Annotated in this window: 22 protein-coding genes and 1 pseudogene; 6 read left to right on the forward strand and 17 right to left on the reverse strand. The window is 70.4% G+C overall.

Annotated elements, in window-relative coordinates; all coding sequences use genetic code 11:
- Nucleotides 1–514 precede the first annotated feature (514 nt).
- Nucleotides 515–646 (reverse strand): hypothetical protein, encoded by a 132-nt coding sequence (locus ACZ59A_RS00715; RefSeq protein WP_470951759.1) that lies wholly within the window; start codon nucleotides 644–646, stop codon nucleotides 515–517.
- Between the two features lie 36 nt (nucleotides 647–682).
- The gene (locus tag ACZ59A_RS00720; protein WP_470951762.1) at nucleotides 683–1,276 is read right to left on the reverse strand and encodes an IS630 family transposase; all 594 of its coding nucleotides are present in this window, start codon (nucleotides 1,274–1,276) and stop codon (nucleotides 683–685) included.
- Between the two features lie 170 nt (nucleotides 1,277–1,446).
- Between ACZ59A_RS00720 and ACZ59A_RS00725 the strand changes: the two genes are divergently transcribed.
- The 3 genes and pseudogenes from ACZ59A_RS00725 (at nucleotide 1,447) to ACZ59A_RS00735 (ending at nucleotide 3,400) form a co-directional block, all read left to right on the forward strand.
- Nucleotides 1,447–2,334 carry a hypothetical protein gene (locus ACZ59A_RS00725; protein WP_470951765.1) on the forward strand — a complete coding sequence of 296 codons (888 nt, stop codon included), beginning with the start codon at nucleotides 1,447–1,449 and terminating at the stop codon, nucleotides 2,332–2,334.
- A 249-nt stretch (nucleotides 2,335–2,583) separates the two neighbouring features.
- Nucleotides 2,584–3,090 (forward strand): annotated as a pseudogene (locus ACZ59A_RS00730) (IS630 family transposase); the annotation flags it as partial.
- Between the two features lie 154 nt (nucleotides 3,091–3,244).
- Nucleotides 3,245–3,400 carry a hypothetical protein gene (locus tag ACZ59A_RS00735; RefSeq protein WP_470954693.1) on the forward strand — a complete coding sequence of 52 codons (156 nt, stop codon included), beginning with the start codon at nucleotides 3,245–3,247 and terminating at the stop codon, nucleotides 3,398–3,400.
- A 30-nt stretch (nucleotides 3,401–3,430) separates the two neighbouring features.
- Here ACZ59A_RS00735 and ACZ59A_RS00740 read toward each other — a convergent pair whose 3' ends face one another.
- A complete protein-coding gene (locus tag ACZ59A_RS00740; protein ID WP_470951768.1) occupies nucleotides 3,431–4,537 on the reverse strand; it encodes a hypothetical protein in 1,107 nt (368 codons plus the stop codon).
- A gap of 104 nt (nucleotides 4,538–4,641) precedes the next feature.
- Here ACZ59A_RS00740 and ACZ59A_RS00745 point away from each other — a divergent pair, with 104 nt between their 5' ends.
- On the forward strand, nucleotides 4,642–5,400 hold the full coding sequence (locus ACZ59A_RS00745; protein WP_470951771.1) for a class I SAM-dependent DNA methyltransferase: 759 nt from the start codon (nucleotides 4,642–4,644) through the stop codon (nucleotides 5,398–5,400).
- A 200-nt stretch (nucleotides 5,401–5,600) separates the two neighbouring features.
- Here the strand turns inward: ACZ59A_RS00745 and ACZ59A_RS00750 are convergent, their stop codons facing one another.
- The 3 genes from ACZ59A_RS00750 to ACZ59A_RS00760 form a co-directional block, all read right to left on the reverse strand.
- Nucleotides 5,601–6,623, reverse strand: a complete 1,023-nt coding sequence (locus ACZ59A_RS00750; protein ID WP_470951774.1) for an LLM class flavin-dependent oxidoreductase — start codon at nucleotides 6,621–6,623, stop codon at nucleotides 5,601–5,603.
- A gap of 41 nt (nucleotides 6,624–6,664) precedes the next feature.
- Nucleotides 6,665–8,107 (reverse strand): alkaline phosphatase PhoX, encoded by a 1,443-nt coding sequence (locus ACZ59A_RS00755; RefSeq protein WP_470951777.1) that lies wholly within the window; start codon nucleotides 8,105–8,107, stop codon nucleotides 6,665–6,667.
- A 235-nt stretch (nucleotides 8,108–8,342) separates the two neighbouring features.
- Nucleotides 8,343–9,902, reverse strand: a complete 1,560-nt coding sequence (locus tag ACZ59A_RS00760) for a hypothetical protein (RefSeq protein ID WP_470951780.1) — start codon at nucleotides 9,900–9,902, stop codon at nucleotides 8,343–8,345.
- Nucleotides 9,903–10,163: 261 nt separating this feature from the next.
- On the opposite strand from ACZ59A_RS00760, the gene ACZ59A_RS00765 reads away from it, so the two are divergent.
- Nucleotides 10,164–11,996 carry an endonuclease/exonuclease/phosphatase family protein gene (locus tag ACZ59A_RS00765; protein ID WP_470951783.1) on the forward strand — a complete coding sequence of 611 codons (1,833 nt, stop codon included), beginning with the start codon at nucleotides 10,164–10,166 and terminating at the stop codon, nucleotides 11,994–11,996.
- A gap of 282 nt (nucleotides 11,997–12,278) precedes the next feature.
- The gene (gene dapA, locus ACZ59A_RS00770) at nucleotides 12,279–13,151 is read left to right on the forward strand and encodes a 4-hydroxy-tetrahydrodipicolinate synthase (protein ID WP_470951786.1); all 873 of its coding nucleotides are present in this window, start codon (nucleotides 12,279–12,281) and stop codon (nucleotides 13,149–13,151) included.
- Here dapA and dapD read toward each other — a convergent pair whose 3' ends face one another.
- The 11 genes from dapD to ACZ59A_RS00825 all read right to left on the reverse strand — a co-directional run bounded on the left by dapD (nucleotide 13,152) and on the right by ACZ59A_RS00825 (nucleotide 21,936).
- Nucleotides 13,152–14,144 carry a 2,3,4,5-tetrahydropyridine-2,6-dicarboxylate N-succinyltransferase gene (gene dapD / locus ACZ59A_RS00775; protein WP_468041921.1) on the reverse strand — a complete coding sequence of 331 codons (993 nt, stop codon included), beginning with the start codon at nucleotides 14,142–14,144 and terminating at the stop codon, nucleotides 13,152–13,154.
- Between the two features lie 130 nt (nucleotides 14,145–14,274).
- On the reverse strand, nucleotides 14,275–14,814 hold the full coding sequence (locus ACZ59A_RS00780) for a TetR/AcrR family transcriptional regulator (RefSeq protein WP_468041919.1): 540 nt from the start codon (nucleotides 14,812–14,814) through the stop codon (nucleotides 14,275–14,277).
- Nucleotides 14,814–15,134, reverse strand: a complete 321-nt coding sequence (locus tag ACZ59A_RS00785) for a DMT family transporter (protein ID WP_468041917.1) — start codon at nucleotides 15,132–15,134, stop codon at nucleotides 14,814–14,816. The genes ACZ59A_RS00780 and ACZ59A_RS00785 overlap by 1 nt, the downstream gene beginning before the upstream one ends.
- Nucleotides 15,135–15,283: 149 nt before the next feature.
- A complete protein-coding gene (locus ACZ59A_RS00790) occupies nucleotides 15,284–15,622 on the reverse strand; it encodes a metal-sulfur cluster assembly factor (RefSeq protein ID WP_470951789.1) in 339 nt (112 codons plus the stop codon).
- Nucleotides 15,619–16,083, reverse strand: coding sequence for a Fe-S cluster assembly sulfur transfer protein SufU (sufU, locus tag ACZ59A_RS00795; protein ID WP_470951791.1), 465 nt, complete (start codon nucleotides 16,081–16,083; stop codon nucleotides 15,619–15,621). The genes ACZ59A_RS00790 and sufU overlap by 4 nt, the downstream gene beginning before the upstream one ends.
- A 10-nt stretch (nucleotides 16,084–16,093) precedes the next feature.
- Nucleotides 16,094–17,350 carry a cysteine desulfurase gene (locus ACZ59A_RS00800; RefSeq protein ID WP_470951794.1) on the reverse strand — a complete coding sequence of 419 codons (1,257 nt, stop codon included), beginning with the start codon at nucleotides 17,348–17,350 and terminating at the stop codon, nucleotides 16,094–16,096.
- A complete protein-coding gene (sufC, locus tag ACZ59A_RS00805) occupies nucleotides 17,347–18,111 on the reverse strand; it encodes a Fe-S cluster assembly ATPase SufC (RefSeq protein ID WP_470951796.1) in 765 nt (254 codons plus the stop codon). Before sufC ends, ACZ59A_RS00800 begins: the two co-directional genes overlap by 4 nt.
- A gap of 7 nt (nucleotides 18,112–18,118) precedes the next feature.
- Complete coding sequence (locus tag ACZ59A_RS00810) at nucleotides 18,119–18,442, reverse strand: bifunctional 3-phenylpropionate/cinnamic acid dioxygenase ferredoxin subunit (protein WP_468041907.1); 324 nt, start codon at nucleotides 18,440–18,442, stop codon at nucleotides 18,119–18,121.
- Complete coding sequence (gene sufD / locus ACZ59A_RS00815; RefSeq protein WP_470951799.1) at nucleotides 18,439–19,611, reverse strand: Fe-S cluster assembly protein SufD; 1,173 nt, start codon at nucleotides 19,609–19,611, stop codon at nucleotides 18,439–18,441. Before sufD ends, ACZ59A_RS00810 begins: the two co-directional genes overlap by 4 nt.
- A gap of 79 nt (nucleotides 19,612–19,690) precedes the next feature.
- The gene (gene sufB / locus ACZ59A_RS00820; protein WP_470951802.1) at nucleotides 19,691–21,112 is read right to left on the reverse strand and encodes a Fe-S cluster assembly protein SufB; all 1,422 of its coding nucleotides are present in this window, start codon (nucleotides 21,110–21,112) and stop codon (nucleotides 19,691–19,693) included.
- Nucleotides 21,109–21,936 carry a helix-turn-helix transcriptional regulator gene (locus tag ACZ59A_RS00825; protein WP_470951803.1) on the reverse strand — a complete coding sequence of 276 codons (828 nt, stop codon included), beginning with the start codon at nucleotides 21,934–21,936 and terminating at the stop codon, nucleotides 21,109–21,111. The genes sufB and ACZ59A_RS00825 overlap by 4 nt, the downstream gene beginning before the upstream one ends.
- Between the last annotated feature and the right edge of the window lie 160 nt (nucleotides 21,937–22,096).

Raw genomic sequence — 22,096 nt, forward strand, 5'->3', positions numbered from 1 at the left:
CGCCCCCACCCCGCCCTTTCCCGGCACCTGTCGATATGCGGCTCCGCCGCGTGGGGGCGCCCCGGCCCCCGATCGCGCCGGGGCACGGCTTGCCCCGGCGCGATCCGCCACGCCGAGGCGGTGCCTTCCCAAAACCGGGGACGCCAGGCCCCCGGACAGCTCCGCCCCTGGCCCGCGGCCGGGCGAGCCCAGGGCGCGCCCGGCGCCAGCCGGTACGCGGATCCGGCACGCCGAGGCGGGTTTTCTCACCTACTCCGCTCCTACCCGATCCCGGGGGAACCCCGGACCCCAGACAGCCCTCCGCCAGGCGGGCCGAGGTGCGCGCTCGGCCCGCGCCGAGCGGCCACCCCTTCTTCCGAGACATGTAGTGCGCCAGAAGCTCTTCGAAGGCCAGTGCGAGTCCAGCCATGGCAAAGATGACGCGATCAGCCTCGAAATGTGTGCGTGCTTCACGCAGAAGCATCGGCCTTGGACTGGGCGATGGCATGCGAGGACGGGATGTTCCCGTGATGCTTCAGGTCGACGCGCAGCTGATGGCGGCGGCCGACATCCGCTCGGGTTGCGCGCTCTGGGCGACGCCCTGCGTGTGAAGGAAGCGGACGAAGGCGAGCCGTTGGAACGTCTGCTGGCTAAGCGGTTTGGTCACGGTTCTCCTAGCGGCGTGGCCGCTTTGAGACAGAACCTAGTGTCCCGGTCCGGGGAACCTGTCGCAGTGGCGGCAGATGCGGTCGAGGATCTGGTCGGCGGCCTTGGTCCACTTGAAGGGCCGAGCCTGTTCGTTCCAGGTCTTGATCCACTCTTCGAGTGCGGTCTTGAGGTCGTCGAGTGAGCAGAACACCCCGCGTGTGAGGCAGTGTCGTTCCAGCTCGGCGAACCACCGTTCGACCTGGTTGATCCAGGACGAGTAGGTCGGGGTGAAGTGCAGGCGGAAGCGGGGATGCGCAAGCAGCCACTTGTGCACCACCGGCGCCTTGTGGGCGGAGAGGTTGTCGCAGATCACGTGGACCGCCAGGCCGGGATCGGTCTGGCGGTCGATCTCGTCGAGGAAGTCACGGAAGTTGACCGCGCGGTGCTGTGCGGACAGCTTCCCGATCACCTTGCCGGTGGCGGTGTTCAGTGCGGCGAACAGGTCCACGGTGCCGTGCCGGACGTAGTCGAAGCTGCGGCGTTCAGGGGTGCCCGGCACCATCGGCAGCACCGGCGCTGTCCGTTCCAGGACCTGGATCTGCGGCTTCTCATCCACCGCGAAGACGGCCGTGTTCGTCGGATCGGACACGGGACGCTCCCCTCGGGCATGGCAGCGCCGAAGAAAACAAGCAAGCATGCTTGCATAATTGTGGCCGTTCGGTGCACGACCCGGGGCGAGGGCTGCGCGGACCCTGTGTGCTCAATACACTCGGCGATCGCGCCCATCGCGGCGCACACTCGCATATCGGGGGACGCACGATGAGCAACTGGAACCCGGGCGGACAGCCGCCCCAGGGGCCGCAGCCCTACCAGCCGCAGCCACCTCAGCCCTACGTGCCGCCACAGCCCCAGCCGCCCTACCCGGGGCCGCCGGTGCCGCCGCCGGGCGGGCCGATCACCCGGCTGCGGCGGCGGATCGGCCCCATCCACACCGCGCGCAGGGTCTTCACCCCGTCACGGCCGGGCATCGTCTCGGATCCTGAGGTGGCGCGGATGCGGAAGATCAGGACCCTGGTCGGCGTGGGCGCGTTCCTGTGGATGTCCTACGCCTACAAGCTCGCCCCCAAGCTCAGCGATGCGGCGGACGAGCAGGTCGACAAGTCGTGGACCAGCGCCCTCGTGCTGGCGGCGACCCTCCCGGTCGTCGTCGGCGTCCTGTACGGCCTGGCCGCTCCGTCGGCGCGACGGGACCTGCTGCGCCGGGCGGGGCGGTGCTTCGGCGCGATCGTGGCCATGATGGCGGCGGCCTCCGTCTTCCCGATCATCGTGCTCTCAGGGTTCTTCGAGGGCCAGGAACCCCTCGTGGAGGGCCACTTCACCGTGACGAAGGGCCTCATCCTCGCGTTCACCCTCTTCGTCCTCTTCTGGGTGACGCCGTTCGTCGTCTGGGGCGTGGGACTCGCCGTCCAGCACGTGTTCCGCACCGCGGACATCCACGAGACGGTGCCGCCGCTGCTGATCATGGCGTTGGCGTGGGAGATGGCACTGATCGACATGTTCACCGGCGCCCACGAGGGCGTGCCGACGGTGATCCGGTACGTGTTCATCCTGGGCGCCCCGCTCTCCGTCACGGCGGTGGGCCTGTGGGAGCTGCACCGGCTGCGCGTGCACTACGGGCTGGGGATGCGGGGACTGCTGATGCGCTAGGAACGGCGCCTCGCAGGACGTACTAGTGATCTGGTTTTGAGGTCGTGGGTCGCCACGTGAGGCGTCCCCTCTTTCAGATTGCGGCGTTCTGCTGCGGCGGGTAGCGCGCTCGCGCTGTGCTGCGTGGATGGGCGATACCCGGCTGGAACCTGTCGTGTTGTCGGAGGCCGAGCGGCTGACGCTGGAGAGCTGGGCCAAGCGCCGCTCGACCGCCCAGGGACTGGCCGTTCGCGCACGCATGGTGCTGGCGTGCGCGAACGGCTGGAACAACTCGTGGTCCGCACCCTGGAGCAGGCGCCACAGGGCGGGACGCACTGGTCGAAGCGGGAGCTGGCCAAGGTCGTGGGGATCTCGCCGGCGAGCGTGCTGCGGGTCTGGCACGCCTTCGGCCTGCAGCCGTGGCGGACTGAGACCTTCAAGATCTCACCCGACCCGTCCCTGATCGACAAGATCCGCGATGTCGTCGGTCTTTACCTCGCCCCGCCGGCCAATGCCGTCGTCTTCGCGTTGGACGAGAAACCACAGATCCAGGCTCTTGAGCGGACCGCACCGGTCCTGCCGATGATTCCGGGAGTGCCCGAGCGGCGGAGTTTCGACTACGTCCGGCACGGGACCGTCGACCTGTTCGCCGCACTGAACACCGCCACGGGCAAGGTGATCACGAAACTGTCCGCCCAACACCGGGCCGTCGACTTCCGCGACTTCCTCGACGAGATCGACCGCCAGACCGACAAGAGCCTGGCGGTCCACGTCATCTGCGACAACCTCTCCGCCCACAAGGCGCCCGTGGTGCACAAGTGGCTGCTCGCGCACCCCCTTCCAGCTCCACTTCACCCCGACCTACTCGTCCTGGATCAACCAGGTCGAACGGTGGTTCGCCGAGCTGGAACGACGCTGCCTCACACGCGGGGTGTTCTGCTCACTCGACGACCTCAAGACCGCACTCGAAGAGTGGATCAAGGTCTGGAACGACGATGCCAGGCCCTTCAAATGGACCAAGGCCGCCGACCAGATCCTCGACCGCATCTGCCGCCACTGCGACAGGATCTCCGAACCAGATCACTAGGGGACAACCACCGCACCACGGCAGAAGTCCTCAGCCGCGCTGGGCCTGGCGGGCGCGGTCGGACATCATCGGGGTCAGGGAATCGAGCAGGGCGGAGTCGTCGATCTTGGCAATCACGGTGATCACCGTCCCGGTGCGCGCCATCGTGATGCTGACGTCCCGGTCCATGGTCAGCCCGCTGTCACCGAACGATTCCTTCTGGGGCGAGGAATACGCCCGGCTCTCGTCACCGGCCTGCGGCATGGTCAGGGATTGCACCTTCGCGCTCCGCTCGGGCGCCATGGCCGCGTAGCCCGCGCGCGCCTTCTCGACGCTGGGGTAGGCGACGACGTGGAACTCGATCCCGCCGCCGTCACCCGGGATGTACTTGACCGAGCCCGTGAAGGTCGATCCGTCGCCCCGGGACGAGGCCCCCACCTGGGGCGCGCGCGATTGCGTCCACCCCGCGGGCAGGCTCGATCCGTCGGAGTCGGGAAGGACTTGCTCGACGGCCGCCGCGTCGGCCAGCGGCACCAGCTTCTCGGCCGCCGGGGTGCCGGAGGCCGGGGCGTCCTCGGGGCCCGGACCCGGCTCCCGGGTGCCGGTACCGGCGTCCCATCTGGCCCCCGGCCCCTGCTCCCAGGTCGTCCCTCCGGGGCCGTCGTCCGCCGCGATCAGTCGCACCCCGCCGTACGCCGCGAAGGCCAGCAGCACGGCCATCACCACCGACAGACCCGTCAGCGCCGCGCGTCCGGAGGGGGTGTTGTTGAACGTCATCGGCCCCAGCGAGATCTGGGTGCGGCGCACCCGGGCGCCGCCGTCGATCATCACGCTGCCGATGACCTGCCGGGGCGCCGCGTCCGGAGGCGGGCCCGCCAACACGGCGTTGAGGCGGGCAGCGAACTCCGCGTCCGCCACCATGGCGGCCCGCACCGCGTCCCTGAGCCCCGCCACGGCCTCCGGGTCCTGGGGCCGGTCGTCCACGGCTCGCAGCGCCGCCTGCCCGTCGTCCGACCCGCCGAGCCGCTCCCGTACCAGGACGGAAACGGTCCGCCCGACCTCGGCCCCCACGGCCGTCACCGCCCCCGTCGCCAGATCCGTGACGATCCGCACGGCCGCTGTAGCCACCGATTCCATGACGCCCCCCGGTTCCGTCATCCCCCAGTCCGCAATGCGGTTGTTCCCGCTCCTGGGGCGACGTACCGGGATGGCCGGAAAAATTGGGACGCGTCCGGCGGCACTTCCGGAGTACGGTCCCCGCCATGAGTGAAGTCGGCAAGAAGGATGACGACAAGGACGGCCACTTCGGAGAGCGCGTCGCCGCTACGTACGACGATTCGACAGCGGACATGTTCGAGCCGGACGCCGTGGACCCGGTGGTCGACGTACTGGCGGAACTGGCCGGGGGCGGGCGGGCGTTGGAGCTGGGCGTCGGGACGGGACGTATCGCGCTGCCGCTGGCGGAGCGCGGCGTACCGGTTCACGGGATCGACCTGTCGGAGGCGATGACGGCCCGGCTGCGGGACAAGCCGGGCGGGGACGCGATCGGGGTGACGATCGGCGACTTCGCCACCGCCCAGGCAGGCGGCACGTTCTCCGTCGCCTACCTCGTGTTCAACACGATCATGAATCTGACGACGCAGGAAGCGCAGGTGGCCTGCTTCCGCAACGTCGCGGCCCACCTCGCACCCGGCGGCTGCTTCGTCATCGAGGTCATGGTCCCGGAGCTGCGGAAGCTGCCCCCGGGGCAGCACATCGTGCCGTTCCGGGTCGGCGCCACGCGCTGGGGGTTCGACACGTACGACTTCGCCACCCAGGGGATGAGTTCGCACCACCTGATGATCGCGGAGGACGACCGGGCCACCTACCTGACGGTCCCCTTCCGGTACGTATGGCCCGCCGAGCTGGACCTGATGGCCCAGCTCGCCGGGATGCGGCTGCGCGACCGCTGGGAGGGGTGGGCCCGGGAGCCGTTCACCAACGACAGCCCCCGGCACGTCTCGGTGTGGGAGAAGGTCTGAGGGGGAGGCAGGGACACCCGGCATGCACGGACGGGTGTGCGCTCAGCTGTAGGAGGCGCGCCAGGCGGCCGGAGGCAGGTGGCCTGGCGCCGGACTCCTGACCGCCATCCCGCACGCCACCCTGACGACCGTCCCCGGCGTCGGCCATCTGCTGCCCGTGGAAGCCCCGGACGCCGTCGCGGCAGCCCTCGAAGACGCCCTCAGACGGTGGTGAGCGGCGCCAGGCCCGCCACCCGGGCCAGGCGGCCGTAGGAGTCGAGCAGGGCGTCCTGGTCGTACGTACTCGTCGTCACCAGCACCTCGTCCGCGCCGCTGCGCCCGATCAGCTCGTCGAGCGCGGCGGCCACCTCGTCCTCCGTGCCGTACAGCTGGCCGCGCAGCCCCTCCTCGTAGAAGCCGCGCTCCTTCTCCGTCATGTCCAGCGCGGCGATCTCCTCCGGCGGGGCGAGCGGAGGGAAGCTGCCACGGGTGCGGGAGTGGGCCATCGCCCAGACCTCGGGAACGAGGAGACGGCGCGCCTCCTCCGCCGTGTCGGCGACCGCCACGTTGCCCGATACGACGACGTACGGCGCGGACGACCACGCCGAGGGCCGGAAGCCCGCACGGTAGCGGTCGATCGCCCGCAGCATCCGGTCCCGGCCGCGCAGATCGCCGATGACCAGCCCCAACCCGGCCTCCGCCGCCACATCCGCGCCCTCGCCCGTCGCCAGGACGAAGGCGGGCAGGGTCAGGCCCTCCGCCGGGTGGGCGTGGACCTGGGGGTACGTACTCTGCTCACCGGTGAACCAGCCCAGCAGCTCGGCCAGTTGCGCGCCGAAGTCCTGCGCGGCGTCCTTCTCGGCGCCGAGCGCCCGGCGGATGCCGTCGGTGAAGCCGACCGAGCGGCCGAGCCCCATGTCGATGCGGCCCGGGAAGAGCGAGGCCAGCACCCCGAACTGCTCGGCCACCACCAGCGGGCGGTGGTTCGGCAGCATCACCCCGCCCGTGCCCACCCGGATGCGGTCCGTCGCCGCCGCGACGGCGGCCGCCAGCACGGTGGGCGCCGATCCGGCGACGCCGGGCACGCTGTGGTGCTCCGAGACCCAGAAGCGGCGGAAGCCGAGGGCTTCGGCCTGCCGCGCGAACCGCACGGTGTCGCGCAGCGCCTGCGACCGCTCCCGCCCCTGCCGGGTGCGGGAGCGGTCCAGGATGGAGAAGGGGACGTTACGAAGGCGCGAGGTCACCTACGCGTCAACGCGGCACCCGGCTCGCGGGATTCCCCGTCTCAGCGCTGGCGGCGCCACGGGCCGGTGATGGCCAGCATGATGCCGGGGACCTGGATGTTGGCGTACAGGGTCCGCCCGTCGGGCGAGAACACCACGCCGGTGAACTCGCTGAACTCCGGCTCCTCCGCCGAGCCGATGTTCAGGTCGTTGCGCGCGATCGGGTACGTACGGCCGTCGTCCGTCGCCCCGAACAGGTGCTGGACGCCCTCGCCGTCCTCGGCGATCACCAGACCGCCGTACGGCGAGACGGTGATGTTGTCCGGGCCGTCGAACGCGCCGTCCTTCGACGGGTCCGGGTTGACGCCCAGCAGCACCTTGAGGGTGAGGGTGCGGCGCTTGGGGTCGTAGAACCAGACCTGGCCGTCGTGCTGGACCGGGCTCTCCTCACGGGCGAAGGAGGAGACGATGTACGCGCCCCCGTCGGCCCACCACATGCCCTCCAGCTTGCGCGCCCGGGTGATCTGGCCGTCCGTGAACTGCTTCCGGACGGAGACCGACTTGGCGTCGCGGTCCGGCACCGGCTCCCAGTCCACGCCGTAGACCGTGCCGGTCTTGGTGGCGCGGGACAGGTCGTCCACGAACTTGCCGCCGGAGTCGTAGCACCGGGGCGCCTGGAGCACGCCCGCGTCGTCCTTGAGGGTGCGCAGACGGCCGCGGCCGTGCTCGAAGCCGTGCGGCGGAACCCAGCGGTAGAGGAGCCCGTTGGGGCCGGAGGCGTCCTCGGTGAGGTAGAGGTGGCCGCGCTTGGGGTCGACGACGACGGCCTCGTGCGGGTACCGGCCCAGGGCCTTGATCGGCTTGGGGTCACGGTTCGCCTTGCGGTCGTGCGGGTCGACCTCGAAGACGTAGCCGTGGTCCTTGGTCATGCCGTTCTTGCCGGCCTTGTCCTCGGTCTCCTCGCAGGTCAGCCAGGTGCCCCAGGGAGTGCGGCCGCCCGCGCAGTTGGTCGCGGTGCCCGCGATGCCCACCCACTCGGAGACGTGGTCGCCGTGCTTGGCGACCTCGACCACGGTGCAGCCGCCGGACGCCGCCGGGTCGTAGACCAGGCCGTCGATCAGCGGGACCGGGTGCGGCCAGTCCTTGCGGGGCCCGGCCAGCTCGTGGTTGTTGACGAGCAGCGTCGCGCCGCGGTTGCCCTCGAAGGTGGCGGTGCCGTCGTGGTTGGACGGGGTGGACTCGCCGGACTCCAGCGTCGTCTCGCCGGTGCGGGTGATGATCCGGTACGTGAAGCCCTCGGGCAGGGCGAGGAGGCCCTTGGGGTCGGCGACGAGCGGACCGTAGCCGAGCTGTGCGGTGCCGCCTCCCTGCTCCGCGTCGGTACCGGCGGTCTCCGCCGCCAGGGCGCCGGGCGCGGTGCCGAGCACACCGGCGCTCCCGACCAGGGCGAACCCGGCCCCGGTGTACGCGGAGCGCTTCGCGAAGTCTCTTCGAGTGACGGCCATCTTCATCTCCTGAGCGGCAAGGGCCTGGCTGCGGACGCCATGCTGGGGACTGCGCGCATAGATTTTCGCCCCAGACCGAACAACAGTTGAACGGAATGAGACATCGACGGACCAAAGGGGCCCGTCGATGTCTCGTTCTCCGTTGTTCGCCGACCGTTGGGCCCTGTTGGCGCCCTGTGAGGCCCCGCGAGGGCCTGTGTGAGGCGCCCTGTGTGAGGCCCTGTGTGAGGCCCTGTTACGCCCGGGAGCGGGCCTTGAACGCGGCCTTCCGGGCCTCCTTCGCGGCCTTCTTGTCCGGGTGCAGCCGCCCCATCGCCTCCAGCACGTCGGCCGTCGCCGGGTGGTCCACCCGCCAGGCCGACTCGAAGAAGCCGCCGGACTGGTCGACCAGCCCGCGCACCAGGTCCCGCAGCTCCTCGGAGTCGTCCTCCGTGGCGAGCTGCGCGGCCAGGGTGTCCACCGTCAGCCAGAAGACCATGGTCTCCGGCGGCTCCGGGATGTCCTTCGCGCCGTGCTCGGCCAGCCACACCCGGGCCAGCCCGCCCAGGTGGCGGTCGTCCAGCACCTCCCGCAGGGCGGGCTCGGCCGCGCCGCCGACCAGCGACAGCGTCTGCTGGCAGGTGAGGCGGCGCAGCGGGGCGTCCTCGTCGTCGCCGCGGGCGGCGGCCAGCAGCTCCCGGGCGGCCCCGTCGGGCGTACGGCGGTCGAGCCACAGCTCGGCCTCGGCGTGGGCGGCCGACTCGGGGTGGCCGGGGAGGGTGTCCAGCAGAACGTCCGCGCCCTTGTCGGCCAGGTCGCCGACGACCGGGGCGTCGACGCCCGCGTCGAGCATGCGGGAGCGGATGGCGTAGACGCCGAGGGGGGTGAGGCGGACCATGCCGTAGCGGGAGACGTCCTCCTCGTCGTCCTGCGGCTGCTGCTGCGCCGGGTCGGACTCGTGGAGGCGGACCTCGCCGTCGACCTCCTCGATCAGCGCCTCGTCCACCGGCTGGTAGTCGATCAGGCCGGTCGGGGCGAGCAACCGGAACTGGTCGTCCAGCCGCACCATCGCCTCCGACACCTCTTCGAGGATGTCGTCGGTGGGCTCGTCCATGTCGTCCGGGACGACCATGGAGGCGACGAGCGCGGGCAGCGGCACCGAGCCGACGGCCGCCTCCTCGTCCATGGCGGTGAGCAGGTAGAGGTTGCCGAGGATCCCGTCCAGGAACTCGGCCTCCTCCTCCGGGTTCCAGTCGATCGAGTCGAGGTCGATCTCGCCGCCCTCGCTGATCTGGTCCACGATGTCGCCGAGGTCGGGCGCGGCGGCGTCGGCGAGGACGGTCTCGAAGCCGTCGAGCCAGAGGTCGAGGACGTCCTGCGGGCTGCCGCCGGTGATCAGCCGCAGCTCTTCGCCGCTGGTCGCGGTCGCGGAGGGCTCGCGCTCGCCGTCGGCCGCGGATTCGTCGTCCGAGTCGTCCGTCTCGTCCGAGCCATCCGAGCCGTCCGAGCCGTCCGCCACGGACTCCGGTGACTCCTGCGACTCCTGGATCGCTACGAGCCCGGTGTCGACGGCCAGCTGCCACGCCTGGGCGACGTGCTCGGGCCCGTCCTCGTCCGCCGCGAGGTCCAGCAGCTCTACCGCCGCCCGCAGATCGTCGGCCGACAGCACGCCCCCCGCCGCCACCGGCTTCCCGGGCTCGGCCCAGCGGGCGAGCCGTACCGCGCGGGCGAGGAGCGGAGCGGCGAGCGCGTCCCGGGCGAGTTCCGCTTCGGTGCGGAGCCGCACGGGCGGCATGGTGGGGCGGTCTCCGGGCATAAGCGGAAGTCTCCTCGGCGGATGGCGGTACGGAGGGTACGGGGCGCGCGGCCCGACCCCCCAGCGTAGACGGAACGCGGGGGCAGTTTCGTCCCGATGTGGCCGCCCGCCGCGTTCCCCCGCCCGTTCACGTGTCTGTTCATTCGGCTGCCCAGGTCCGTACACCTGACCACCCTTGACAACTGTCGTGCGGAGACAAGAGATTGACGCGCGTAGAGGCCACCTCGTCCCTCTCTTCACTCCGCACCGGAGGCCATCACCATGTCCCCACGCGCCCGGCGCTCATCCGTCGCCGCCGCCGTCACCGTCACCGCCACCGCCGTCGCGGCAGGGCTGCTCGTCGGCCCGTCGTCCGCGTCCGCCGCCCCGACGGCGGACGCGGCCCGCATCCACGACATCCAGGGCCGCACCCGGATATCCCCGCTGGCCGGGAAGCAGGTGACCGACGTCCCCGGCACGGTCACGGCGGTGCGCTCCTTCGGCTCGTCGCGCGGCTTCTGGTTCCAGGACCCGAGGCCGGACGCCGACCCGGCCACCAGCGAGGCGATCTTCGTCTTCACCGGCTCCACCACTCCGTCCGTCGCCGTCGGGGACGCGGTCGAGGTCAGCGGGACGGTGAGCGAGTACTACCCGGGCGGGGCGGCGGCCGGTCTCCAGTCGCTGACCGAGATATCCAAGGCCACGTGGACGGTCCGGTCGCAGTCCAACGAGCTGCCCGCCGCCTACCGGCTGAACCCCTCCACCGTCCCCGACCGGTACGCGCCCGGCGGCGACCTGGAGGGCCCGGCGCTGCGGCCCCGCTCGTACGCCCTGGACCGGTACGAGTCGCTGGAGGGCATGCGGGTCTCGGTCGCGGACGCGCCCGTGGTCGGCGCGACCAACACGTACAAGGAGCTGTGGGTCACCGCCGAACCGCGCCACAAGCGCACCGCGCGCGGCGGCGCCCTCTACGACACGTACCGCGACCCGAACGCCGGGCGGCTGAAGGTCACCTCCCTCCTCCCCTACGCCGAGCACCCCTTCCCGGTCGCCGACGTCGGCGACCGGCTGACGGGGACGACGGCCGGGCCGCTCGACTACGACAACTTCGGCGGCTACACCATCGCGGCCGGCGCGCTGGGGACGCTGGACGACCACGGGCCGCAGCGGGAGCGCACGCGCAAGCAGAAGTCCGGCGAGTTGTCGGTCGCGACGTACAACGTCGAGAACCTGTCCCCCAAGACCGCCCAGTCGAAGTTCGACCGCCTCGCCTCCGGCCTGGTCGACAACCTCGCCTCGCCTGACATCGTCGCCCTGGAGGAGGTCCAGGACGACAACGGCGCCACGAACGACGGGGTGGTGAGCGCCGACGCCACCCTGAAGAAGCTGACCGACGCCATCGCGGCGGCCGGTGGCCCTTCTTACGCATGGCGGCAGATCAACCCGGCGGACGACCAGGACGGCGGAGAGCCCGGCGGCAACATCCGCGTCGCCTTCCTCTACAACCCGGAGCGGGTCTCCTTCACGGACACCCCGGGCGGCGACGCGACGACGCCGGTCAAGGTCGTGCGGAAGGACGGCAAGGCGGCCCTCTCCACCTCCCCAGGCCGCATCGAGCCGGGCAGCGAGGTGTGGAAGGACAGCCGCAAGCCGCTGGTCGGGCAGTTCGCCTTCCGGGGCCGCCCGGTGTTCGTGGTCGCGAACCACTTCAACTCCAAGGGCGGCGACCAGGGCCTCGACGCCCGCGTCCAGCCGCCGGTGCGGTCCTCGGAGACCCAGCGCACGGGCCAGGCCACGGCCGTCAACACTTTCGTGAAGTCCCTGCTGGCCGCCGACCCGAAGGCGGCGGTGGTCGTCGCGGGCGACCTCAACGACTACCAGTTCTCCCCGGCGCTGTCCGCCCTGACCAAGGGCGGCGTCCTGACCGACCTGGTGACGCGCCTGCCGCGGAACGAGCGGTACGGCTACGTCTACAACGGCAACTCGCAGGTGCTGGACCACATCCTGACCAGCCGGTCCCTGCGCGGCCCGGACTACGACATCGTCCACATCAACGCGGAGTTCGCCGACCAGTCCAGCGACCACGACCCCCAGATCGTCCGCCTCCGCCCCTGAGCGGGCGGTCCGAGCCCAAGCTCGGCGAAGATCACCCCGAGGCAGACATGCCCACCCCCGCCCCGCCCGAGGCAAAGCCACCAGGGGCCGTGGGCGTCCCCCACCCCGGGGCAAGCACGCCCCCGCCCCGCCCGAGGCGGAGCCGCCGGGGGCCGGGGGTGTCCCCCGGTTTCGGGAAGGGGCGGGGTAGGGGAGAGCCCCCCCACCCCGTAGCGACGCTACACAGCTACACCAAGAAGATTTAAGTGGACCTACGGCAAACCCCCGCACGACACTTCCGTCATGCCCCGATCTCATCTCGCCTGCGCCATGGTCACCCCCTTCACCCGGGACGATGGCCTCGATCTCATCGGCGCTCAGCGCCTCGCGGTCGCCCTCGTCGACGAGGGCGACTGCGACGGGCTGGTGCTCGGCGGGACCACCGGGGAGTCGCCGACCACCAGCGATGCCGAGAAGACGGCGGTCGTCGAGGCCGTGGTGGAGGCCGTCGGGGACCGGGCACGGATCGTGGCGGGGGTGGGCAGCAACGACACGGCACACGCCGTCGCGCTCGCGCGGGCCGCCGAAAAGGCGGGTGCGCACGGGCTGCTGGTGGTCACCCCGTACTACAGCCGCCCACCGCAGGAAGCCGTCGAGGCGCACTTCCGCATGATCGCCGACGCGGTCGGCCTCCCGGTCACCCTGTACGACATCCCCTTCCGCACCGGCACCGCGCTCTCGTACGACACCCTGTGCCGCCTCGCGGAACACCCCCGCGTGACCGGGGTGAAGGACTGCGCGTACGACCTGATGAAGTCGGCGCGAACGATGGCCGCCACCGGGCTCGCCTACTACTCCGGCTGCGACGAGCTGAACCTGCCGCTCAGGGCGATCGGCGCGGTCGGCTGCATCAGTACGGTCGCCAACGTGGCGCCGCGCGAGGTGCGGGGCGTTCTGGAGGCGTACGACGCGGGCGACCCCGAGGAGGCCGCCCGTCGGCATCTCGCGCTGACCCCGCTCATCGACGCGATGATGTCCCACCTCCCCGGCGCGGTCACCGCGAAGGCACTCCTGGGCACCCTCGGGCAGCCCGGCGGGGCGGTGCGCCCGCCCCTGTTCGGGGCGGGCGCGACCGTGACGGCGAGGCTGGCCGACGTCTACGCGTCGGCGACCTGATCAGTTGTGGCTGTGCAGCGCCTCGTTGAGGCCGCCCCAGGAGCCGGTGCGCGGCAGGACCTCGACCGCGCCGGTCGTGGAGTTGCGGCGGAAGAGGAGGTTCGTGGCGCCGGACAGCTCAAGGGCCTTGGCGATCTTGCCGTCCGGGAGGGTCACCCGGGTGCCCGCCGTCACGTACAGGCCCGCTTCGACGACGCAGTCGTCGCCGAGGGAGATGCCGAGGCCCGCCTCGGCGCCCAGCAGGCAGCGCTCGCCGATGGTGATGGTCTGCTTGCCGCCACCGGACAGCGTGCCCATGATCGACGCACCGCCGCCGATGTCGGAGCCGTCGCCGACGACGACGCCCGCGCTGACGCGGCCCTCGACCATGGACGTGCCGAGCGTCCCGGCGTTGAAGTTGACGAAGCCCTCGTGCATGACGGTCGTCCCGGCGGCGAGGTGCGCGCCGAGCCGTACGCGGTCGGCGTCACCGATGCGGACACCAGCCGGAACGACGTAGTCCGTCATCCGCGGGAACTTGTCGACGCTGGTCACCGACAGGTGCAGCCCCTCGGCGCGGGCGGCGAGCCGGGCGCGCTCGACCTGGTCGGCGGCGACGGGGCCGAGCGAGGTCCAGGCGATGTTGGCGAGCAGGCCGAACTGGCCCTCCAGGCTCAGGCCGTGCGGCTTGACCAGCCGGTGGCTGAGCAGGTGCAGCCGCAGGTATACGTCATGCGCGTCCAGCGGCTTGTCGTCGATCGAGGCGATGACCGTGCGGACGGCGACGATCTCGACCCCACGGCGCGGGTCCGGGCCGAGCGCCTTGAGGGCGGTCTCGCCCAGGAGCTGCGCGGTGCGCTCGGCGTCGAGCCGTTCGGTCCCGGCCGGGCCGGGCGCGTCGGCCAGCTCGGGGGCCGGGAACCAGGTGTCCAGAACGGTGCCGTCCTCGGTGAGGGTGGCGAGCCCGGCGGCGACGGCGCCGGTGGTGCGGGTGGTGGTGGCTGCATCGGTCATGGTCAGCACGCTAACCGGAGGCGGGCCCCGGAGGCTAACCGGTCTCACCCGACGGCCGCCGGACGGCTACCAGCCGACGGCCGGGCAGCCACCGGGCAGCCACCGCGTCAGGGCCGTCGGCGCGGCCCCCTCAGCCGGTCACGCGTGCGAACGCCGCCCGCGCCTCCTCCCGGTCGAACTCCCGCCCGGTCAGCAGGATCTGCAACAGCATCCCGTCGAACAGCGCGTTCACGGCGCGCGCGACATCCGCGTCGCCGGTACGCCGCTCCAGCAGCGCGGCCATGCGGTCCAGGAACGCGGCGGCGATCGGCCGCACCGACGCGCGCCGCAGGGCGGTGAGATACAGCTCGTACTCCAGCTCCAGCCGCTTACGGTCGCCCGTCACCATCTGCTCCATCAGCCACGCCAGCTGGTCCGCGAGCGGCGCCCCGGCGGGCGCGTCGCGCTCCATGCGCTCCACATCGTCCAGACACTCGGTGTTGATCCGCTCAAGCGCGGCGACCAACAGATCGTCGAGGCTTGCGAAGTGGTACGTGGTCGATCCGAGCGGTACGTCCGCCTCGGCGGCCACGGCCCGGTGACTCAGCCCGCCGATCCCTCGCTCCCCCACCACCGCGATCGCGGCGTCGATGATCCGCTGCCGCCGCTCGGGGTCGTACCGGCGCCCCATCAGTGGGCCCCGTTGAGGCTGAGCACGACCACCCCGGCGATCACCAGCAGCACCCCGATCACCCTCGCCGCCGTCATGGCCTCCCCGAGGAACACCATCCCGATCGCCGCGATGACGGCGGTCCCGGCACCGGCCCAGATGGCGTACGCGGTGCCGACGGACACTGTCTTGAGCGTCTGGGCGAGCAGCACGAAGGCGATGACGTAGCCGACGGCCGTCGCCAGCGAGGGCCAGAGCCTGCTGAAGCCGTCGCTGTACTTCATCGAGGTGGTCGCCAGGATCTCGGCCAGGATGGCCCCGGAGAGCGTCACGTATCCCATGCGTACGATCGTACACAACGATGCGTACGGGCGTACACAGCAATGCGTACGGGCGTACGCAAAAGAGCCCCGGAACATACGAAGCGGCCCCCGCGCAGAGTGCGCGGGGGCCGCTTCGAAAACCCGGAACACGACCCGAGCCGGAGACCTCAGACGTTGAAGCCGAGCGCCCTCAGCTGGTCGCGGCCGTCGTCGGTGATCTTGTCCGGTCCCCACGGCGGCATCCAGACCCAGTTGATCCGCAGCTCGTTGACGATGCCGTCGGCCGCGGACTTCGCCTGGTCCTCGATGACGTCGGTCAGCGGACAGGCCGCGGACGTGAGCGTCATGTCGATGGTGGCGATGTTGCTCTCATCGACGTGAATGCCGTAGATGAGCCCGAGGTTGACCACGTCGATGCCCAGCTCGGGGTCGACCACGTCGTAGAGGGCCTCGCGGACCTCTTCCTCACTCGCGGGCTTGGTGGTGGTTTCCACGTTCTCAGTCATGCGGTCTTCCCTTCGGTGCCGTCGCCCAGGGCCTGAGCGGTGGCGTCCTTCCATGCCATCCAGCTCAGCAGCGCGCACTTGACCCGGGCCGGGTACTTGGAGACACCGGCGAACGCGACCGCGTCCTCCAGCACCTCTTCCATCGCGTCGTCCGGCTCGATCTGGCCCTTGGACTGCATCAGCTCCAGAAACGTCGTCTGGATCCTACGAGCCTCGCCCAGCTCCTTGCCCACCAGCAGGTCGTTGAGCACGGACGCGCTCGCCTGGCTGATGGAACAGCCCTGGCCCTCGTAGCTCACGTCCTCGATCGTCTCGCCGTCGAGCCGCACCCGCAGGGTGATCTCGTCACCGCAGGTGGGATTGACGTGGTGTACCTCGGCGTCGCCGTCCCTGAGCCCCCGCCCGTGGGGGTGCTTGTAGTGATCCAGGATGACGTCCTGGTACATCGAATCCAGCTTCACGTGGCATCCCCTAGCCGAAGAAGTTCCGTACGTGCTCCAACCCGTCGACCAAGGCATCCACCTCGGCCGGAGTGGAGTACAGATAGAACGACGCTCGCGTGGTCGCAGGAATTCCGTACCGCAGGCAGACCGGACGGGCACAGTGGTGGCCGACCCGGACGGCGATGCCCTGCTCGTCGAGGACCTGACCCACATCGTGCGGGTGGATGTCGCCGAGCGTGAAGGAGATCGTCGCGCCGCGCTCCTCGGCCGTGGTGGGGCCGATGATGCGCAGGTCGGGCACCTCCAGGAGCCTGCCGACCGCGTAATGGGTCAGGGCGTGCTCATGGCGGTTGATGTTGTCCATGCCGATCGAGGTCAGATAGTCCACGGCCGCGCCGAGGCCGACGGCCTGGGCGATCGGGGGCGTACCGGCCTCGAACTTGTGCGGCGCCGGGGCGTAGGTGGAGGAGTTCATCGAGACGGTCTCGATCATCTCGCCGCCGCCGAGGAACGGAGGCAGATCCTCCAGCAGCTCCTGGCGGCCCCACAGCACACCGATGCCGGTCGGGCCGCACATCTTGTGGCCGGTGAAGGCCACGAAGTCGGCCTGCAGCGCCTGGACGTCCAGCAGCATGTGCGGGGCGGCCTGGGAGGCGTCGATGACGACGAGCGCGCCGACGTCCTGCGCACGTCGGACGATCGCCTCGACCGGGTTGACCGTGCCCAGGATGTTGGAGACCAGCACGAACGAGACGACCTTGGTCTTCTCCGTGATGACCTGCTCGATCTGGGACAGGTCGAGACGGCCGTCCTCGGTGAGGCCGAACCACTTCAGCTTCGCGCCGGTGCGCTGCGAGAGCAGCTGCCACGGAACGATGTTGGAGTGGTGCTCCATCTCCGTGATGACGATCTCGGTTTCCTGGTCCACCCGGTAGGGCTCATCGGCCCAGCCGAGCATGTTGGCGACCAGGTTCAACGACTCCGACGCGTTCTTGGTGAAGATCACCTCGTCGCGGCTGGGAGCGTTGATGAAGGCGGCGACCTTGTCGCGGGCGCCCTCGTACAGCGCCGTGGCCTCCTCCGCGAGCACATGGACGCCACGGTGCACATTGGCGTTCGAGCGCTCGTAATAGCTGTTCAGCGCGTCCAGGACCTGACGCGGCTTCTGCGAGGTCGCCGCGTTGTCCAGATAGACGAGCTTCTTGCCGTCGTGGACCGTGCGGTCCAGGATCGGGAAGTCCTTGCGGATCGCCTCGGTGTCGAGGAGGCCCGGCAGCTGTGTCACTCGGAGACGCCTCCCTTCACGTACTCCTCGTAGCCCTCTTCCTCCAGCTTGTCCGCCAGCTCCGGGCCGCCGGACTCGGCGATCCGGCCGTTCGCGAACACGTGGACGTGGTCGGGCTTGATGTAGCGCAGGATGCGCGTGTAGTGGGTGATCAGCAAGGTGCCGACCTGGCCGGACTCGCGGACGCGGTTGACGCCCTCGGAGACGACGCGCAGCGCGTCGACGTCGAGACCGGAGTCGGTCTCGTCGAGGATCGCGATGGCCGGCTTCAGCAGCTCCAGCTGGAGGATCTCGTGGCGCTTCTTCTCACCGCCGGAGAAGCCCTCGTTGACGTTCCGCTCGGCGAAGGACGGGTCGATCGAGAGGCGCTGCATGGCCTCCTTGACCTCCTTCACCCAGGTGCGCAGCTTCGGCGCCTCGCCGCGGATCGCGGTCGCGGAGGTGCGCAGGAAGTTGGAGACGGAGACGCCGGGCACCTCGACCGGGTACTGCATGGCGAGGAAGACACCGGCGCGGGCCCGCTCGTCGACGGACATCTCCAGCACGTTCTCGCCGTCGAGGGTGACGGTGCCGCCGGTGATCTTGTACTTCGGGTGACCGGCGAGCGAGTACGCCAGGGTGGACTTGCCGGAGCCGTTCGGGCCCATGATGGCGTGCGTCTCGCCCTGCTTCACGGTCAGGTCGACGCCGCGCAGAATCTCGCGGGGGCCGCCCTCGGCCTCGACGGAGACGTGCAGGTCGTGGATCTCAAGCGTTGCCATGGGTGCCTCAGGACTCCTGGGTGACGGAGACGAGCACGTCGTCCCCTTCGATCTTTACGGGGTATACGGGGACCGGGCGCGTCGCGGGAAGGCCGGACGGCTTGCCGGTGCGGAGGTCGAAGCTGGAGCCGTGCAGCCAGCACTCGATCTGGCAGTCCTCCACCTCGCCCTCGGACAGCGAGACGTTCGCGTGCGAGCAGATGTCGTTGACCGCGAACACCTCGCCCTCGGTGCGCACCAGCGCGATCGGCACACCGTCGAGCTCGACGCGCTTGGGGGCGTCCTCTTCGAGCTCGGTCAGCGCGCACGCGCGCACATAGGTTTCGGTCATCCTACGGACGCCTCCAACTCGGCCTCGATCTTGGCGATCAGGCGCTCCTCCAGCTCGGGCAGCCCGATCTGCTGGACCAGCTCGGCGAAGAAGCCCCGGACGACCAGTCGACGGGCCTCGTCGGCCGGGATGCCGCGGGCCATCAGGTAGAACAGCTGCTCGTCCTCGAAGCGGCCGGTCGCGCTCGCGTGACCGGCGCCGACGATCTCGCCGGTCTCGATCTCCAGGTTCGGCACCGAGTCGACGCGGGCGCCGTCGGTGAGGACCAGGTTCCGGTTGAGCTCGTAGGTGTCCGTGCCCTCGGCCTCGGCACGGATCAGCACATCGCCGATCCAGACCGCGTGCGCGTCCTTGCCCTGCAGCGCGCCCTTGTAGGCCACGTTGCTGCGGCAGTGCGGGGTGTCGTGGTCGATGAAGAGCCGGTGCTCCTGGTGCTGGCCGTTGTCGGTGAAGTACAGGCCGTACAGCTCGGCCTCACCGCCCGGCGCGCCGTAGACGACGCGCGGGTGCAGCCGGACCAGGTCGCCGCCGAAGGTGACGACCACGGACTTGAAGGTGGCGTCCCGGCCGACCAGCGCGGTGTGCTGGCCGACGTGGACGGCCGCGTCGTCCCAGTCCTGGACGGAGACGACGGTGAGCTTGGCGCCGTCGCCGATGAGGTACTCGACGTTGGCGGCGAGCGTGGCGTCACCGGTGTGGTCGATGACGACGACGGCCTCGGCGAAGGCGCCGACCTCGATCACCTGGTGGCCGAAGGCGGTGCCGCCCTCGCCGTGCACGGCGATCCGCACCGGCTCCGCGAGCACCTTCTCCTTGGGCACGGAGACGACCGATGCCTTCTCGAAGGAGCTGTACGCCTGGGCCGCCACCCGGTCCACCGGCTTGCCGGCCTTGCCCAGGCGCGCGTCGTCACGGCCCACGGTCTCGACGGTGACGCCCTCGGGGGCGGACACCTCGACCTTGACGCCGCCGTCGGCGACGGCGGTGCCGTCGTGGAGGCCGCGCAGCCGCTCCAGCGGCGTGAACCGCCAGTCCTCCTCGCGCCCGTGCGGCACGGGGAAGTCGGCAACGTCGTACGACGCGGGGGCACTGACCCGTGCGTCGATGGGCTGCTGCCCCACCTGAATGACGCCGTCCGTGGTGGATCCGGCCGGAATGGTTTCAGCCATGGCTGTCGTACTGCTCGCTTTCTGCCTTCTGGGGCTTACACGGGGGTGCCCCTGTGGCGGGGCGGGAAGGGCGGTGGCGTCAGCCGACCGACCCCTCCATCTGCAGCTCGATCAGCCGGTTGAGCTCCAGCGCGTACTCCATGGGCAGCTCGCGCGCGATCGGCTCGACGAAGCCGCGCACGATCATCGCCATGGCCTCGTCCTCGGACAGGCCGCGGCTCATGAGGTAGAAGAGCTGGTCATCGCTGACCTTCGAGACGGTCGCCTCGTGCCCCATGGACACGTCGTCCTCGCGGACGTCCACGTACGGGTAGGTGTCCGAGCGCGAGATGGTGTCGACCAGCAGGGCGTCGCACAGCACGTTGGACTTGGAGCCCTCCGCGCCCTCGCCGATCTCGATGAGACCGCGGTAGGAGGTGCGGCCACCGCCCCGGGCCACCGACTTGGAGACGATGTTCGAGGAGGTGCGGGGCGCCATGTGCACCATCTTGGCACCGGCGTCCTGGTGCTGGCCCTCGCCCGCGAAGGCGATGGACAGCGTCTCGCCCTTGGCGTGCTCGCCCATCAGGTAGACGGCCGGGTACTTCATGGTCACCTTGGAGCCGAGGTTTCCGTCGACCCACTCCATGGTCGCGCCCTCGTACGCCACGGCGCGCTTGGTGACCAGGTTGTACACGTTGTTCGACCAGTTCTGAATGGTCGTGTAGCGGCAGCGGCCGCCCTTCTTCACGATGATCTCGACGACCGCGGAGTGCAGCGAGTCCGACTTGTAGATCGGCGCGGTGCAGCCCTCGACGTAGTGGACGTAGGCGTCCTCGTCGACGATGATCAGCGTCCGCTCGAACTGGCCCATGTTCTCGGTGTTGATCCGGAAGTACGCCTGCAGCGGGATGTCCACGTGGACGCCCTTGGGCACGTAGATGAACGAGCCGCCGGACCACACCGCCGTGTTCAGCGAGGCGAACTTGTTGTCGCCCGCCGGGATCACCGTGCCGAAGTACTCCTTGAACAGCTCCGGGTGCTCCTTGAGCGCGGTGTCCGTGTCCAGGAACAGCACGCCCTGCTCCTCCAGGTCCTCACGGATCTGGTGGTAGACGACCTCGGACTCGTACTGGGCCGCGACACCCGCGACGAGGCGCTGCTTCTCGGCCTCCGGGATGCCCAGCTTGTCGTACGTGTTCTTGATGTCCTCGGGCAGGTCCTCCCAGGAGGCGGCCTGCTGCTCGGTGGAGCGGACGAAGTACTTGATGTTGTCGAAGTCGATGCCCGACAGGTCCGAGCCCCAGGTGGGCATGGGCTTCTTATCGAAGAGCTTCAGGCCCTTGAGACGGAGCTTGAGCATCCACTCCGGCTCGGACTTCTTCCCCGAGATGTCGCGTACGACGTCCTCGGAGAGGCCGCGCTTGGCCGAGGCACCGGCCACGTCGGAGTCGGCCCAGCCGTACTCGTAGTTGCCCAGACCCTCGAGCTCAGGGTGAGCGGTCTCCGTGGGGAGAGTCATTCGGGGTTCCTCCCGGCCGTGCTGGCAGATGCTGTGGTGGTCTTGGTGATGCGGTGGTCTGTCTTCTCGACCGCGATGTCGGTCTGTCCGGACTGGTGTCCGGTCTTCGGAATGAACGTCGTGCACACCCCGTCGCCATGGGCGATGGTGGCCAGACGCTGCACATGAGTCCCGAGCAGCTGGGAGAAGACCTCGGTCTCCGCCTCACACAGCTGCGGATATCGCTCGGCTGCGTGGGCGACCGGGCAGTGGTGCTGGCAGAGCTGTTCGCCGACCGGCGCGCTGCGCGCCGTAGCAGCGTACCCGTCCGCGGACAGGGCGCCCGCCAGGGCTTCGGTACGCCGCCCGGGGGCGGCCGCCTCGACGGCGCCGCGGTACTCGGCGGCCTGGGCGGCGAGCCTGGCGCGGGCGAACGCCGCGACGGCGGCCCGGCCCGCTTCGCCACCGCCCGCGCTCTGCTCGATCCAGCGCAGGGCGTCGACGGCGAGGTCGTCATAAGCCTGGTCGAAGGCGTCACGGCCGCAGTCCGTCAGGGCGAACGCCTTGGCCGGGCGGCCGCGCCGCCGCGCCCCGTACACCCTCTTCTCGCGGGGCTCGACGACGCCGTCGGCGACGAGGGTGTCGAGGTGGCGCCGTACGGCCGCCTGGGTCAGCTCCAGCCGCAGGGCGAGCTCGGCAGCGGTGGACGGGCCGTGGTCGAGGATGGAGCGGGCGACCCGGTTCCGGGTGCCGTGCTGCTCCTCGGGCGCGGTCGCGGCAGGCATGCCGGACCGCGCGGCCGTCTCGGCCGCGCGCCCTTCGGGAGCCTCGCTCGCGTATTTCACAACGCCATTGTTGCGTAATTCTTCGGCAAGGTACAAGCGAGAGCGGAGGAGGCTTCCGGTGGGGTGTATCACTTAGGCGTACCTAAGTGTGACCTGCGACGATGCGGCTGCCGCGCTCCCCGGAAGGGTCCGGAGCAGGTGCGGAGGGGGTCGCGTACCG

This window comes from Streptomyces sp. NPDC040405 (assembly GCF_055595765.1).